The 14,963-nt window shown below is 48.8% G+C and carries 18 protein-coding genes; all 18 read right to left on the bottom strand.

Annotated elements, in window-relative coordinates; genetic code table 11:
• Positions 1–6 precede the first annotated feature (6 nt).
• Positions 7–2,505: a phage tail tape measure protein gene (locus MJ761_RS04430; RefSeq protein WP_093093137.1), complete on the bottom strand. Its 2,499-nt coding sequence runs from the start codon at positions 2,503–2,505 to the stop codon at positions 7–9.
• 178 nt (positions 2,506–2,683) lie between these two features.
• A complete protein-coding gene (locus tag MJ761_RS04425) occupies positions 2,684–2,863 on the bottom strand; it encodes a hypothetical protein (RefSeq protein ID WP_093093140.1) in 180 nt (59 codons plus the stop codon).
• Positions 2,864–2,928: 65 nt separating this feature from the next.
• A complete protein-coding gene (locus tag MJ761_RS04420; RefSeq protein ID WP_093093142.1) occupies positions 2,929–3,282 on the bottom strand; it encodes a hypothetical protein in 354 nt (117 codons plus the stop codon).
• Complete coding sequence (locus MJ761_RS04415; RefSeq protein ID WP_037406374.1) at positions 3,282–3,668, bottom strand: hypothetical protein; 387 nt, start codon at positions 3,666–3,668, stop codon at positions 3,282–3,284. Before MJ761_RS04415 ends, MJ761_RS04420 begins: the two co-directional genes overlap by 1 nt.
• 69 nt (positions 3,669–3,737) lie before the next feature.
• Positions 3,738–5,150 carry a phage tail sheath subtilisin-like domain-containing protein gene (locus MJ761_RS04410; RefSeq protein ID WP_093093144.1) on the bottom strand — a complete coding sequence of 471 codons (1,413 nt, stop codon included), beginning with the start codon at positions 5,148–5,150 and terminating at the stop codon, positions 3,738–3,740.
• Positions 5,143–5,331, bottom strand: a complete 189-nt coding sequence (locus MJ761_RS04405) for a hypothetical protein (RefSeq protein ID WP_093093146.1) — start codon at positions 5,329–5,331, stop codon at positions 5,143–5,145. The genes MJ761_RS04410 and MJ761_RS04405 overlap by 8 nt, the downstream gene beginning before the upstream one ends.
• Positions 5,321–5,983 carry a phage protein Gp37 gene (locus MJ761_RS04400; RefSeq protein ID WP_037406380.1) on the bottom strand — a complete coding sequence of 221 codons (663 nt, stop codon included), beginning with the start codon at positions 5,981–5,983 and terminating at the stop codon, positions 5,321–5,323. Before MJ761_RS04400 ends, MJ761_RS04405 begins: the two co-directional genes overlap by 11 nt.
• On the bottom strand, positions 5,983–6,399 hold the full coding sequence (locus MJ761_RS04395; RefSeq protein WP_093093149.1) for a gp436 family protein: 417 nt from the start codon (positions 6,397–6,399) through the stop codon (positions 5,983–5,985). The genes MJ761_RS04400 and MJ761_RS04395 overlap by 1 nt, the downstream gene beginning before the upstream one ends.
• Entirely contained in the window at positions 6,396–6,737 is a 342-nt protein-coding gene (locus MJ761_RS04390) for a hypothetical protein (protein WP_093093151.1), read from the bottom strand. The genes MJ761_RS04395 and MJ761_RS04390 overlap by 4 nt, the downstream gene beginning before the upstream one ends.
• Before the next feature lie 38 nt (positions 6,738–6,775).
• Entirely contained in the window at positions 6,776–7,693 is a 918-nt protein-coding gene (locus MJ761_RS04385) for a Mu-like prophage major head subunit gpT family protein (RefSeq protein ID WP_093093153.1), read from the bottom strand.
• Positions 7,694–8,779 (bottom strand): phage protease, encoded by a 1,086-nt coding sequence (locus MJ761_RS04380; protein ID WP_093093155.1) that lies wholly within the window; start codon positions 8,777–8,779, stop codon positions 7,694–7,696.
• A gap of 250 nt (positions 8,780–9,029) precedes the next feature.
• Positions 9,030–9,473 carry a phage virion morphogenesis protein gene (locus tag MJ761_RS04375; protein ID WP_093093157.1) on the bottom strand — a complete coding sequence of 148 codons (444 nt, stop codon included), beginning with the start codon at positions 9,471–9,473 and terminating at the stop codon, positions 9,030–9,032.
• 30 nt (positions 9,474–9,503) lie between these two features.
• Positions 9,504–10,772, bottom strand: coding sequence for a phage minor head protein (locus tag MJ761_RS04370; protein ID WP_239392863.1), 1,269 nt, complete (start codon positions 10,770–10,772; stop codon positions 9,504–9,506).
• On the bottom strand, positions 10,765–12,345 hold the full coding sequence (locus MJ761_RS04365; RefSeq protein WP_093093244.1) for a DUF935 domain-containing protein: 1,581 nt from the start codon (positions 12,343–12,345) through the stop codon (positions 10,765–10,767). The genes MJ761_RS04370 and MJ761_RS04365 overlap by 8 nt, the downstream gene beginning before the upstream one ends.
• 5 nt (positions 12,346–12,350) lie before the next feature.
• Positions 12,351–13,967 (bottom strand): phage terminase large subunit, encoded by a 1,617-nt coding sequence (terL, locus tag MJ761_RS04360; RefSeq protein ID WP_093093161.1) that lies wholly within the window; start codon positions 13,965–13,967, stop codon positions 12,351–12,353.
• A complete protein-coding gene (locus MJ761_RS04355; RefSeq protein ID WP_093093163.1) occupies positions 13,967–14,467 on the bottom strand; it encodes a DUF1804 family protein in 501 nt (166 codons plus the stop codon). The genes terL and MJ761_RS04355 overlap by 1 nt, the downstream gene beginning before the upstream one ends.
• On the bottom strand, positions 14,467–14,694 hold the full coding sequence (locus tag MJ761_RS04350; RefSeq protein WP_093093165.1) for a hypothetical protein: 228 nt from the start codon (positions 14,692–14,694) through the stop codon (positions 14,467–14,469). The genes MJ761_RS04355 and MJ761_RS04350 overlap by 1 nt, the downstream gene beginning before the upstream one ends.
• Positions 14,691–14,963, bottom strand: coding sequence for a hypothetical protein (locus MJ761_RS04345; RefSeq protein ID WP_051608415.1), 273 nt, complete (start codon positions 14,961–14,963; stop codon positions 14,691–14,693). Before MJ761_RS04345 ends, MJ761_RS04350 begins: the two co-directional genes overlap by 4 nt.

Raw genomic sequence — 14,963 nt, 5'->3', positions numbered from 1 at the left:
CATGCTTTACCCTCTGCCAAACATCTGTAGCTGACGTTCTGATACCTGTTCAGCAATAATTCTGCCATCCACCGACAGACTGATTTCGTTGCGTATAATCTGTTGCTGTGAAGCCAACGTACTGTTAATGCGCTCAAGGCGCGCACCCAGCTCGCTGCTGTTGGTCTGCATTGCAGCCTGAAAATCGGCCGTTTGCTGTATTATCGCCGGCTGCACTTTATCTGCGGCCAGTGCTGTGGGCTGTATGTTGCCAACATCAAAACGTGAATTCATTTGCCCCGGCTGTGGCATGATGCCGGCCATTTGTGCGGCATGCATGCTCTCCGGTGTATAGCGTGTTTCATGCGGGCGAATACTGGTCAGTTCTTCACCGGCTTTTTTACCCATAAATGCCCCGCCAATACCGCCGATAATGCTGCCAATAAAGCCGCCGATGGCTGTACCTACCACGGGGACAAATGAGCCAATAACAGCGCCGGCCGTGGCTCCGGCAGCCATTCCGGCCAGTGCGCCACTAGTTTCACTTGCGTTTTTGATTTGCTCGTTCTTCTTTTGTTCTGCATTAAGCGTGTTATCGTGAGCAATCTGATAGGCGTTATAGCCGCCAATGCCTACAGTAATGACAGCACCGGCAGGGCCCCCCAGTTTGCCGCCACCCTTGATAATCACTTTACCTGCGCCTTTGGCCACTTTTCCCGCCGCTGAGGCCGTGCCTTTGGCTCCACCTGATGCCACTTTAGTGCCGGCCGACCATACTTTACTGCCGGCTGCTTTGGCTGCATTGCCGGTTTTGGCCAGAAAGCCACCGCCTTTAGCCAGCTTGCCCACTTTGCCCAATTTACCCTTGCCCATGCCTCCTAGTGACATTAATCCCAATGAGCCGGCAGCGGCCATGGCTGCTGTAGTCAGGGCACCAAAGGCCACTGATGTCCCGCCTATCATTTTGCCCAGTTCGGGATATTTGTTGCCATAGTCTGCCAGTTTCTGATTAACATCACCGAGGGCTTCATCCATGCCTTTGAGTGATTCCATGGCACCAAAGTCTTTGGTGTTGTCAAAGTTCTGTTTTTTGGCAAAGGTGGTATCCTGAATAACCGCATGCGCAGTATCTACGGTACCTTTGGCATTCTGTAATTCTTTCATTACATCATTACCAAAATCCTTGTTATTTTTGATGGCCAGCAACGCCATCAGTGCCTGCCGGTCTGATACAAGTTCACCCACCGCTGTACCGCTTAAAATCGTGGCCTGCTGTTCCAGTAACTGCTTTTTGTCTGTGTCATTCTTGGACACGGCGATTTTTTTCTGCAAGTCCTGATACTGCTTGTTGCTGGACATGTATTCATCAACAATGTTCATGAACGCATCCAGCGTATTTTCACCTTTTTGCTTGCGTTTAAGCAGGGACTGGGTCAGGTCAATACCGCTATGCTTTTTGCCCTTTTTGTCGATGTATTCCGCTTTTTGGAATTTTGTCACTGCGTCTGCGGAAGTAATTTTAGCGGCCAGATTGACAAAGTTATTGCCTCCCTCGTCAGCTGAGCCGGCAGTGATACGTGTCTGCTGCAATGAGCGCAGCAACACATCAAAATCTTTCATGCCATTCATACCGCCATTGGCAGTGGCAGCCATCGCCTGTGGCAGCCACTTGGCCATGTCGTTTAATTCAAACTGTCCGGCCTGTCCGGCAGCCATCGCTTTATCAAGTGCCAGCCCGACTTCTTCGGGTTTTATGTGATACTGCTGCATGGCACTGATGGCAATCTGCGCCACTTCGTTACTGTCTGCCCCAGATGCTACTGACGCGCGCTGAATTACCGGTAATAGCTGCTTGGCTGTATCTACTTCAACAGTACCCGATGCAATCATGGAATTGAGCGCATCCAGTGCTTGGTCTCTTGAGCCACCCTGTTCGGTAACGGTTTTTTTTACCACATCATACAATTCCTGCTTGCCGGCAATCCGTCCTTTGGAATCGCGGTCTGAATAGGCTGTATTGGCGGCATAGGCCAAATTTAAATCAAAATTACGCCGCTTTTCTATTGGGTCTTTTAGCATCATCGCTGCGCCAACACCACCGGCAATCAGCGCGCCACCAGCCTTGCCCCATTTCATAGCACCGGCAAATTTGGATGATTTGCCCATCTCGGCATTCAGTTCACGTATCCGTGCTCGCGTTACAGTGGCTGCGCGCTGCATTTCACGCTGCGAAGCCTTGCCACTGGAAGCTAATGCTGCGTATGCCTGCTGTGTGCGGTTAATTTCGCGCCGTATTTCCTGTTCTGAGCGGATGCCCAGCCGCGCACGTGCGCCAGCTGCCTGCCGTTGCTCTCTTTCTACGGTACGAATTACCCGCACCTGCTCAGCACCTGATTTTTTGGTTTCCTGTGTGGTAGTGGTTGCCAGCGTTTTGACGTCTGTCTCCAGCTTTTTTAACGCTGTACTGGCACCGCTGTCCTTGGCTCCAAGGGTCAGGGTAAGCTTCATTTTGGAATCGGATGACATGAAAAAACACGCTTTAAATGCAGATTAATAGTGCTATTCTGCCGGTTTAAAGCGTGTTTAAATAAGCTGTTCGTGTTCAGCACCAATAACAATATCCCGCACAGGGCGGGATATCGGTAACTGGATGCTGTTGTAGCTTATCTTAACCTAAATCAGCAGTGACCAGTCAATGGTTTTGTTATTGGCTGTTACTGGTGCTATCTTTTGTACCGGTTTTGGCTACCTCGTTTTTTTGGGGACGCCGCCGTAATGATATGATTTCTTTTTCCGGCTGCACCCCCATGCTTTCCAGTACGCTGTCAATCCATGCAGACAGCTCGGCATGACACATATTGCCTACTGCTTCCGGTGTCAGCATTACCTTGGCTAAAATGATGCATGCCTGCCGGTAGTTCTGATGCGCTACTTGATAACTGATGCGTTTTACGCCGCTTCCGGGTTTAATTCTTCTGACTGGCCAGCGGCGCTGAACTTTGCATTTAAACGCTTAACCGTCTCAACAATACCATTATAATCAATAGAAAACAGATTATTCAGCAGAAAATCCACGGTAACATCTGCCGGGTCAATGCCTTTGATGGTAATCATTTTAGTCACATAGGCCAGTGTTTCCAGAATCTCGGCCTGCCTTTCGCCAGTGGGCTTGTCGGTGCTAGCGTCCAGTTCATCCATCAGCGCCATTTCCTGCACCAGTGTGATGGGTCTGAGACTGTAGTCATAGTAGGTTTGGCCGTTGTAGTCCAGCCCGCATATCAGTTTGGCGTTTTCTGTCAGCATTATTCTGTCACCTTATCCAGTGCAATCATTTCAATATCAATACGCGCCTCATTCTCTACCTCATACTGCTCTGAGCATTCAGTTGAAAAGCAGTGTAAATAACTGGTGCGCTTCTCCTCCGCATTAATGGGGAAAATGGTAATCTTTGCCTTGGTAATATTTTCCCAGTCGATTTCTGTACCATCGAAAGGTACAGCAGCAGTCAGGCTAAGGCTGTATTCTGTTACACCGTCTGCATAGCCACGTGCCTTGCCTCGGCGGTTCATGGTTTTCACTACTTTGCGCCCGGTGGTGGTCTTGGGCTTGATGCTGATGATTTCCACCTCACGGCCATTTACTTCCATGACTACCGCACCGACATATGTAGCGTCAGTATTTCTTGCCATAATTATCTCTCTCTGATGTGGACAGCATAATCAAGAATTAATCACGCTGTCCGTTTAGTTCTGTCAGGGTTACAGGTACAGGTCAACCCGGCCGGCAAATACATGCAGCCCATTGACCACATCGGCAGGGATAACGGCGTCCAGTCGGTTAGGGTCGCTGCCGTTTCGCTGCACAATCAGGTTTTCTTTATTGCTCATTACCGCTTCCAGAATTTCGGCATCTTCGCACTGGTTGAGTACATCCAGTATTTCCGAGCGAACACGCCGCGGTGTTTTATCTGACAGCTTGTCACGTGGAAAACGTAAGGCAATGCGCTGGTTTATGGCATCGCGAACATAGTCCAGTGTACGAATGGTGGTAATATCCAGCAGTGCCGGGTCATCGGTACCGGTAGCGTTTTTAGTATAGGTGGACACAGCACGCATAATCTGCACTTTATTGGTAACCACCTGTAACGGTGTTAGGCCGTTGTAAAGGGCATTATTGAACTCGGCAAACAGTGGCCAGTCGGCATCAGACGTGACGGTCAGTCCTTTAATTTCCAGCGTGTTTAATGGCTTGGCTGGGTCTTCTTCAAAGGCCAGCACGGCTGCATAGCCAGCAGCAATAATCGCGTTGCTTTCAATGGCATTTTTGTACCATGCAATGGTAATCCTGCCATCATTTAACTGTCCGGCAAATGTGGTGCCGCTGGCCAACGTCCCGCGCCAGCCCATCACACCGATACAGCCACGCTTTTCTATCGCGTTGGATACGGAATTTACGTGGTCAGCAAGGGCTTTGGCATTTTTGTTATCAGCATACACATTGCAGATAATGTGATAACGCTTGCCGGCTACTCGGTCCAAGGCAGGGCTGATATCAGCATTAACATCACCATCTTTAAAGGCTGTTACTGTGGCTACTACATCACTGGCTGTTATCCGCGCGGTGATGGCAATCTCATTACCAATAGTGCCTTTATTCTTGGCCGTCAGCTTGATTTGTCCCTCATTGGCCACGGCAGTAACCAGTGCATCAGGTACATTGATGACATTGGCCAGACGGCCGGCAATTGCAGCGGCGTTTTCACCACTGGCAACTGCTACCTGATAATCAGTGCCGCCAATGGCCACGGTGGCCACACCCACACCGGATGCGGTACCGGTTAGGGTCACACCGGCCGTAGCAGCAACACCTGCATCTGCATCAGCCACGCCAATAACGGTTAAATCAAGATACTTGTTATTGGTGAACGCCTGTGTGACGCAACGGTGTGCCCATGAGCCGGCACCAAACAGGTCAGCAGCTTCGGCATCACTAAATAATGATATTGGCGTTAACGGTGGCTGCGTTCCGGTGGGTAACATCGGCGCAATCAGCAGCATTTTTTGCGGATTGGTGGGCAGGCCTCGTACCGCTGTGCGGGTATTGAATTCAATATAACGCCCGGGTACGCGGATGCTGCCGGGTACGGTGTCAAACTGGATTTGTTCAGTCATTTTTACCACCTCCTTTTTTACCCGCCGGTGATAATTCATCAGGCAGACGGATTAAATCACCATCTGCGACCAGCCTGCGGTAATATAATGACATCGGCACATCGACCGGTGTCTGTTCAATATAGGCATTGGCGCGGTCTTCTGTAGGCACACGCAAGCCCGGTGCTGCTTTAACTTTCATTTTGATTGTCTTTCATGTCCAGATTAGTGTCGATTTGTGCGCCGGTGTTTTCATCAAGAATTAATGCCGTCATGGTATTAAAATCTGCATCGGTTGCTGACTGCTGGGCACCGTACTGGCTAAAGATATAATCTGGGTCATCCGGGTCTGTGACCAGTTCAGGGTAACGACCGTTTTCCAGTGCCTCAAATGGCCAGTTAGCATTAAATTCAATTGATACAACACTTAATGCACCATTTGAAACATAAGCATTTTTAAGTATGATGCGCACATTTTTTGGAATTAGCCCGAAACTGTTCAGGCGTCCGTCTAGCCGTTGTCCTGATAGCAGCCGCAATACAGCATAAATCAGGGTATTGCTGCCAACTTCCCGCATACTGGCACCACCTTGCCGGCCGGCCTGTTCACTGCGTAGTGACCGCGTGGCACACATTACTGCAAAAGTGGCTGATTGCTCATAGCGGGCATGTGCCAGATTTTTGGTGCTTACTTTTGCACCACCATAGGCAACCCAGACAGCAGGCACACGTCCGATTGCCCGTGCCCAGCTTTCGCTATCCAGTTCACCGCCATAGCATTTGACTTCCTGCACCATCCTGCCCAAACCGGATTTAAGCCGTTCAACAATGGCATTTTCAATTGCAGTAATCATCACCTGCGCCCGAAAACTCGCCCGCTACCGGGGGCAAACTCAACTACATCACCAGTATCAACCTGTGCGCCGTCTGTTTTTACACCCAGTGTTACCAGTCCGTTGGCAATGCTCTTTAACATACCCAGCGCATCAACCCTGTATTTATTCAAAATGTCTTCATTCATTAATACATCACTGGTACTGCATAAACGATAGCGGGCGATATCACAGCAAAGCCGGGTTAAAATGGGCGGAATTTCAGCAAATGGCAGGGGGTAACGTCCCAGATAGCCGTTAATTTCTGCGGTGGCATCTTCCAGTGCCAGTTGTGCTGCATCATGATTCACTTCGCCGGTTCGTTGCTGGTCAGTTAGCTGAATCATGGTGTCTTCACCAAAACGGGCAACCATGTCTGCTACAGTGGCATAGCTCATAAGACATTCCCGGTATCTTCGTTCACCACTGCCCGTATTTCCAGTTGCGAATCTGTCACAATGCGCATCCAGTCTTCCTGGGTCTTAACCTCCATACGCTGCAATAGCTTCCACTGATTATTGAATTGAATTCCACGACGCCAGTATGTACGCTCACTTCCATCCAAGGTGCGTACAGCTACTATCTGCGCTTTGCTGGCATCATCTGGTTCGCGTCGGCTTACAGCCCAATTTTCCACAGCTTTGCTATCCATTTTACTGGCATCAGTACCGGCATCAGTACCAGCATCAGTACCGGCCAGTTTATTTTTTTCTTCGGGTGTTTTTTTCTTTGTCATCGTATTTTCTCCACAGGCAGCCAAGCTGCCTGATTTTTTTATTTCAAGAACAATTCAGTATGTACTTTTAGAGTGCCTGCCCTGATATTGGTTGTGCCGTTAATTATCTGCATTTCCAATAGCTCTTTTGCTGTAGTTTCCAGTTCTGGCGGTACAATAAGCTTGGTGGGTCTGATAAGCAGACTGTTGCCACCGTCAGCTTTAAGCTTCCTCATTTTGAGGATGACCGCATCCAGATTTTCCGCAGTTAGTGGCGTCTTGACTGCGGCGTGTGCCAGCTGCCAAAAACCATAACCGGCATTACCACGTGCGCGGGCACCGTATAAATACTGGTCTAACAGAAACACATGATCAGATTCCGCACTGTTATCTTTAGTGTCCAGATCTGGTGCAGCACGTTCCTGCCAGATAAGAGGTTTGAATACATTCACATCATCAATAACATACCATGTCGGGGCACTGTTCGCAGTGCCAATTGTCAGATTAGACTGGTGAGTAACATCACCACTACCATCTGACTTGGCGTATACTGGATGTTCTTCATCAAAAAAACATTGGCCGTCATAGCACTTTTCGTTGATGCCTTCTGACAGTAATGGCCATACCGTTTGGTCTGGCAGTAGTCCGGCGTTGAAGCCCAACTGTTGGGACATCATCCGATAATTACCGAGTTGGTCATCTTCCATGGCTGTACGCGGCACGGCAACAGTGCCCTCAAACAGTTTATTTTCAATGCGAAAGGCAGATTGGCTCACTAAATTAATGACACGTTCTCCAACCCATTCTTTCATATTCGGCATTGAGCCGAGCCATGAATAAACATTGCTGTCCGTTGTTGATGGAATAAGCATGGCAACTGCTGGCCATGTAGGCTTGACGCGTGCCAAGCCGTTCTGGAACTCCTTGCGCAGCGATATGGTCAACGCTTTCAAAAGCTCTGCATTTGGTTCTGCCATTTATTTTCCTTCCTCTTTCATCAATTCCCGATATTCCGCTTCACTGTAGCCCAGTGCCTTAGCTGCCGCTTTCTCATTCTCTGTTAATGCCGCTACCTTTTCGGTGGTGGAATTGGCGGCACTTTGCTGCCCGCTCTTTCCAGATAAAGCGGCAATTGCAGGCATGGTGGCTAGGTAGGCTGTCAGCTGTGCCAGTCCGTCAGGGGTTGCAGCCAAATCTGTCGCCCATTGTTTTTGTGCTGGCAGCAGTTGGCCATTTGCCAGTGCATTTTCAATTACCTGCGCTGACTGGTTGCTGTTTAACTGTGCAGTTAAAGCAGCTATCTGTTTCTGTAGCTCCTGCATTATGTCGACAGATACCAGCTTTGCCGGGTCTGGGTTGTTTACCTGTGCTGACAGGGCAACAATTTTGCTGTTCTGCTCGGCCAGTTTGGTGAATGCTGCGGATAAAGCCACATCTGCCGGCTGGGTCTTTACCAGTGCAGTTAAGGCTGTCTGTAGCTGTTGCTCGGTTGCGTCCGGCATTTTGAATGCCTGCCGTAATAGTTTTAAAATCTCTTCCATGCTGTCTGCTTCTTTGTCTTTGGTTGTAAAAAATTGTGAACATGCCGCCATTAATTCAGCCATTCCGTCCAGTGCCGGAAAATTGGTTATTGCCGCATGCAAAAGCCTCAAAACATAGCCATTGTTGTCGTAAGTAAATACAGCACTGACATACCGGTATTCACGTGCAGCAATCATGCGAGCGGCGTTTTCTATCCATTCCACATCGGCAAACAGGCCTTTTCCGGGGATATACTCAACATGTTTAATCCAGCCTGCTGCTGGTGCAGGGCGGCCGTTTTCGGCTGCGTTAATGGTTTGATGTTCGTAATCAATTACCAAATCGTTTTTAGTAGCATTGGCCTGCGACGCAACGGTAAAACCATTGGTATTGTCGAGAATCCAATACGGGACATCGTCGGGGCGGCCATCGGCAGCCGTACGAAAGCGTCCATCTGGTAATAACTGGATACGTTTTTGAGTGTTGCTGCTGTTGTCTGTTAATACTAATTCACCAACTAGCGCAGCTATTTTCCGTGTCATTGCATCCTCTACGTTGTCGTGATAACGCATTGTGCAATGGGCAGATAAATAGCAAATAGGTGACTGGATTCAGCACCTGTATTTTTGGGCGATTAACGGGTAAATGTAATTTGCCAAGAAGAATGGCCGGTAAGAATCGATTTAAAGATATTTAAAAGCCATTTAACAGCGATTTAAATTGATGATGGCTATAGTTGCCTATATTAGCCAGAATAAACGCCACAGCGGGCGTTTATGGCGATTTATGTGATTATTTTATCAGATTCTGAAAATAGGTCTGTACGTCTTCCATAATATCCGCTTCATCCTGCTCGGTCAGTATCAGGAATTCACGCTGTGGCATTTCAACTTCCACCTTATTGCCTTTGCTGGTCTCGCGCTTGATTGTACCGCCAAAATTGTGGATAGCAGCATAAATCAGATTAGTACCTACCACGGCACTATCATTATCCGACATTTCAGTAATGCTGTTTTTCAGCATACCGGTATCAGTCAATGGTGTGCCTGTCCGTTTTTTGGGTGATTCCCACGGCACTGGGCGGCCACCATCGGCAAAGTTTTGAGTAACGGCACTTAACATAGTGCCGGCAATCGTTCCCATCAAGGTGGTACGATTGCTGACACCGGCACCAAGCTCAGCAAGGGCTTTTTCTACTGTCTTGATTTCAATAGTGACCTCAATACAATCTTTCATAACTTACCATACTCAGATAGTTAAACAGGTTTATTTCAGTTGCTGCAATTTTTTCTGTAATGCCTCCAGCTCGCTGTCACTAATGGCCTGATAGGATTTGACTTGTATCTCTTTGGATTTACCCATCTGCCGGATAACAGCCAACATGCGGCCGGTCTTAGTTTTGCGGATTAATGAAAAGGTATTATTTTCGCCTTTAAAAATCATGTCAGGCATATTAATCACTTCGGGCAATTCTTGGTAAAAATTATCAGCGTCTTGTCCGGCCACATTCTTAATCTGTTTGATGAGGGTATCATCCGACAGCCACACGCTGGCACGACTGGATTGCAGCAGTTGCTGGTTTTCGTCTGACAGCATGCCGGCAGCAAATTTCATTGAGCGCCCGGTGCTTTTACCCGCTGCACTCTGCTCACCATTTTCCTGCCGTTTTTTGGTCTGTTTAATTTCTTTTTGCAGCCGTTGCAGACTGGTTTTAAACTCTGCGCCCGTCATATCCGCCTTAGCAAATTGCTGTGCCAGTTTGCGGTCGTACTCGTCCAGATTAGGGCGGTAATTTATTTTGCCGACATGGTAATCAAAACCCTTATCAGTTTTAACCAGCGTGCCATCTGGTGCCCGGTAGGCTTTGGTGATATAGGTCTGGCCGGATTTGCTGGTACTTTCGCTGTCAATCAGATTCTCGGCCGTGCTTTCGCTGATAATAAGGCCACGACGCTGGATATCTCGAATAGCCAGCGCAATTACGGAGCAGCGGCAGTGATGACCGTTTGGCGGATAAAACGTATCCCAGAACGGGTCATCATAGCGGTAAACCAGTCCAGACATGGCTACATGTGCCGGTCGAGAACGGTAATCATTGACATCCCTATACTGCAAATATGGGCGACTATCGACATTTTTCATCAGGCTCTGGTAACGGCCGGCAGAAAACGCCGCCTGCATATTGGTACGGTAAATGTTTTCTAGTCGCCGTGGGGAGCCAAACACTTCGCCTGTATCTGGGTCGATAATTTCCGTCTTACCGTTTCCGTCTTTATGCACCCAGCCGGCCGCCTGCATGTGGCTGAGTATGTCTTTTTTAAACTGGGCAAAAGGCGTGCCGTTTTTAGCCGAATCAACCAGCGCAGTCTTGATATTCTGCATCATGTCCAGATTGGCTATTCTGGCCACAGTGATAACCTTGGCTGCATCTTCCGGGCTCATTTCACGGCGGTTTTGAATCGATACGCCTTGGTCTTCCAGCCACTTGATTGCTTTTTCCGGTGGCAGATTTAATGCGAATGCCGTTTTAGCCATGAGCATGTCCTAACAAATCGGCCAGATAAAGGGCATTTTGCATATAGTTTTGCAGCTGGCTGTTATCCAGTTGCGGGTACAGCTTCACCAGTGCCGTACTGGCTTCTTCGTAGTCATTACAGGCCATTAAGGCCGCTACAGCCTGCTGTACCATCGGATTTAGCTGGGCATTAAAATCCGGGTTTTGCAGTGCTTCGTTCAGCACTTGGTCAAGAATGCGGTTTTCTTTATCCTCTGGCTGGGCGTTACTGGACAGGGCAGCAGTTCGCGTTGGATTACAGCAGCTGCATCCTTGGTGTGCGCTTAATTGTGCCTGTTGCTCGCCACTACTGAGCAGCAGCTCACCCGGTTGCGGGTCAGGTATGCCAAGCCGTTTGCGCGCCCATGGTTCCGGTATCTGCATGCCCACACCAACCAGCTTGGGCAGGGCATCGGCCAGCTGGGTCAAATCTCCTGGTTCCTGTACGTCAAACGCAAAGGAGGGAATGCGTCGCGGGTCAACATTAGGAAAATTAATCTGCAAATACGGCAAAATAATCTGCTGGGTAATGGTTTCCTCCAGCCGCTTGGCATCCGCAATCATTAAATCGCGTCTGACCTCATTGTGAATCTGTCCCAGCGCATTGGTACTGGCTTTGCCATCAGCACCGCTGGTCAGGGTCTGACCCAGTATCAGCTTAGAAATGGATTTCTCGCACCAGTCAATCATCTGAATAAACGGATTATTACCACTGTAACCACTGGTGGCATCGATGATTTCCACTTCCATATCTTTAGGCATGATACCGGCGGCATTATGACCAATTTGTGCCAGCGCGCGCAGCAGGGTGCGCTTGTCTTTTTCTGAGGTACCGGCTTCGTATTTACCAATGCGGATAGGAATGCCATACAGTTCGAGAAATTCGGCAAAATCGGCACTGGAATAATGTTTAAACATGTACATCCATGCCAGCAGGCGGAATAAACCCTCACGTGCCGCCTGTACACTGCGCATTTTGTGCATATGCACCACCCAGCCCAACGGCCATAAAGCTTCACCTTGCTCGTTAGTGGGGGTTTTCAGCAGCAGATTGTCGTCTTTATCCCATTTAAACCATGATTGCGGTCGATGAGTAAACTGCACCGGCAGTTGCCGGCCATCAACCAGCTCCCATGTGATTTCAAGCGGAGAAAATCCATGACCGACGGCGTCCATCATGTCCAGCAATACCTTGTTAAAACCGGGTATACCGCGGATTAAATCATCTGCTGCGGTGGTTAGCTGTTCCTCTGCCGGAGTAGGGTTACGCGGTGGCTCAATAGTGTACTCAAGGGTCAGTATGGCATTCTTGCGAGTACTCATGGCTGAGCCGATGGCAGAATCTTCCTCAATATCGCGATACAAATCATGCTGTGCCTGAATATTGCCCGATTCTGCCGATTCCAGTATATTTTTTAACTTACCCGGGGTAAGGCCACTGGCCGGATGCTCACTTAATACCCGCCGCAATGCGGTTATCTGCGCTGCATTGGTTTGCAATTCACCATCTTGCACCAGCTTTTGTACCTTGTTTTTTCTGTCTTTCTTTACCATTACAGCTATCTCCATTTACTTCTAAATTCTGGAAAGTCATCGTCTTTAACGCAGATATATTCAATCGGCGCACTACAGGTCTGTGCCAGCATCCACAGCATTTGCAGGGCATCTGGTCCATCATCGTGGTCTGCACGGGGAAAATGGCGCAACTGGTCGATTAGGGTGGTCTGATTGGGATGCAAACGGATGAAGCCGTTTTGCATATGTGGCTGGATTGATTCAATGCGCAGCAGTTTATCGGCTATGGGTTTGATACCAATGGCCGGAATGTGTACACCCAGCTGTGCCGAGCGTTTGACCAGCTCTGTTTTAAGAAATTCCTGAAACTGTACAGTTTCAATACCCCATTTTAGGCAGTTATATTGTTTTTGCAGGGCAATAACGTCGGAGATAATCCGGTCAGGCAGGCGTTTTTTAATCTGCGCCTCAACCACATCCAATACACCGTTTTTACGGTCATAACCACCAACCAGCAATGCCGACGGGTCGCGCGCTTTGCCGGCTTTACCCAGACTTGGGTCACAGGCACCGTAATAAATCCAGTCAGGCAGCCGGTTAACCCAGAAAATAATACTGTTGGCAAAAGGCGCATCATCACCGGCCAGCGGGTCATTCTGATACTCTGATGCGAATGAAGACAGCCCGATTTTGGCACGGATAGTCATCAGCTCCAGTATGCCGCGTGCGCTCCAGCTGGTGACTGCGCCTTTCAGCATGGCTGTTTCATTGGCCTGATAAAATGCCCGTGCGGCTTTTCTGCCTGCATTACGGCGGATTTCTTCCCATTTTTCCCACAGCACCATATCATCCGGCCACTGCACCACCGCTTTGAATTTGCGCGCCGTCCAAAATTCATTGTTCAGCATGCGACTTAACACACTATCATAGTGCAGAATGGTACCAATATAGACAATGTCCAGCTTCTCACCGGCACCACCCAGCGGGGTAATGGTCTTTTCCAGCCAGCTTTGCAACTTGTCACGCTGTTCCGGGCTGTTTACCTGCTCATCATTTTCAATATCATCCAGTACCACCACGTCAGGACGCTGTGCACCATGACGCAAACCACGGATTTTTTTACCTGAGCCAGCCGCCTGAATCTTGGCATCATTGGCCGTAATAATCATCCCCGCCTGCCAGATTCTGCCCTGTCCACATGCCGCGGCAAAATCACAGCGCAGCCGTGGATTGGCTTCCAGCTCGGCCTTGATGGCTTCTAGCATCGGGTATGCCTGTTCAATACTGTCCATCACAATCAGCGCATATTTTTTATAACCGCATACCACACACCACAGTACAAACAACTGAGTGACAATAGTCGATTTAGCTTCGCCACGTGGTGCAGCAATAGCATCGCTCTCACTTTCACCACTGCGAATAATTTCCGGCAGACGCTGAAACAGATATCTATGTAGCTCTGATTTACCCGGCTTTTTGATATAGTGCGGAAAATAGTTATTAACAAAATATTCAAAACCATTATTTTTATCCAGCACCTGTGTTCGCCGTGCCGCCACGGCTGCCGGGTCGGAATCAAAGCCGGTTACCTCTACTTCAATTTTAGCGCGCAGCTCACCTGATATTTTCAGCAAGCTCTGCAAAAATTCCTTTTTCTTCATCAGCTGTAACTTTTCTGTATTTCTTGGCCAAACGGTTCCAGCACCTCAACAAAAACCGCCAGATATTGCGGATAGCGCTCCTGTATGAATGCAGTCAGTTTATTAATCACTTCCAGTACCGTGGCCAGCTGGTCAGTTTCCGGCAATACTTTGCGGCTGGCTGCAACCGTCTTATTGAATGCATCGGCCAGACTGGCCAGCAGGTCAACTTTCTGCTCGTGGCTTAGGTCTATATTAAGTGACAGTTCGTCAATCGTTGCCTGATACTGCACCAAAAAACCAGATAAAATCGACCGGCTGACATCCTCCAGCCCGCCAGTGGCCATCAGATTCGCCGCGCGCATTTTGTCCCAGTCATTGCCTTTTTGCCGGTCGCTTTCTTTCCAACGCCGTGCCGTGGAAAAGGCAACCTCGGCCATCATGGCAGCAATTACCAGTGACTGCCGTTCAAAAACATACAGCCGGTATACTTTGTCACGGATTTCCTGAGAATATGCCATCAGCCCCCCAACTTGAGCTTGATTAGCTCAATCGCCACAGCAACCATGCCACCAGTCAAACCGCCATAGATTGAGCCATTGATAATCGCCGCACGTTTACTGTCTGTGTGTATCTGCTGGATACGTACAGCCAGCTTATCCTGCTTGCTCAGGGTTGCATCCTGTTTATCTTCGATTCTTTTCAAATGCTGCAAAAGATCATTTGGATTGGTCATATTTGTTGTCATGTTTTATCTGCTTTTCTGTCCAGTTTTTCGGCTACTTCTTTCACTTCATTGCGAATATCGCGCAGCAGTGCAGTAATCTGTTCGTTTTCGCGGCGCGCATCCTCACGGCGTTGATAAGCCAGTTCAATGTTGTGCAGCCGCTCAGTCAGACGCTGATTATCCTTGTCGCTTTTGTCCAGCTTGGCTGCCAGACTTTTGACATAAAACCCGATGATGGAAATGATTAAGCCCAATGCAGTTTGCAGGGCTGCGTCAATGGTAAATGCCAT

The organism is Snodgrassella communis (assembly GCF_914768045.1).
Taxonomy (GTDB): Bacteria; Pseudomonadota; Gammaproteobacteria; order Burkholderiales; family Neisseriaceae; genus Snodgrassella; species Snodgrassella communis.
The sequence above is the reverse complement of the archived record's forward strand: the minus strand, read 5'-3'. Positions and strand labels throughout refer to the sequence as shown.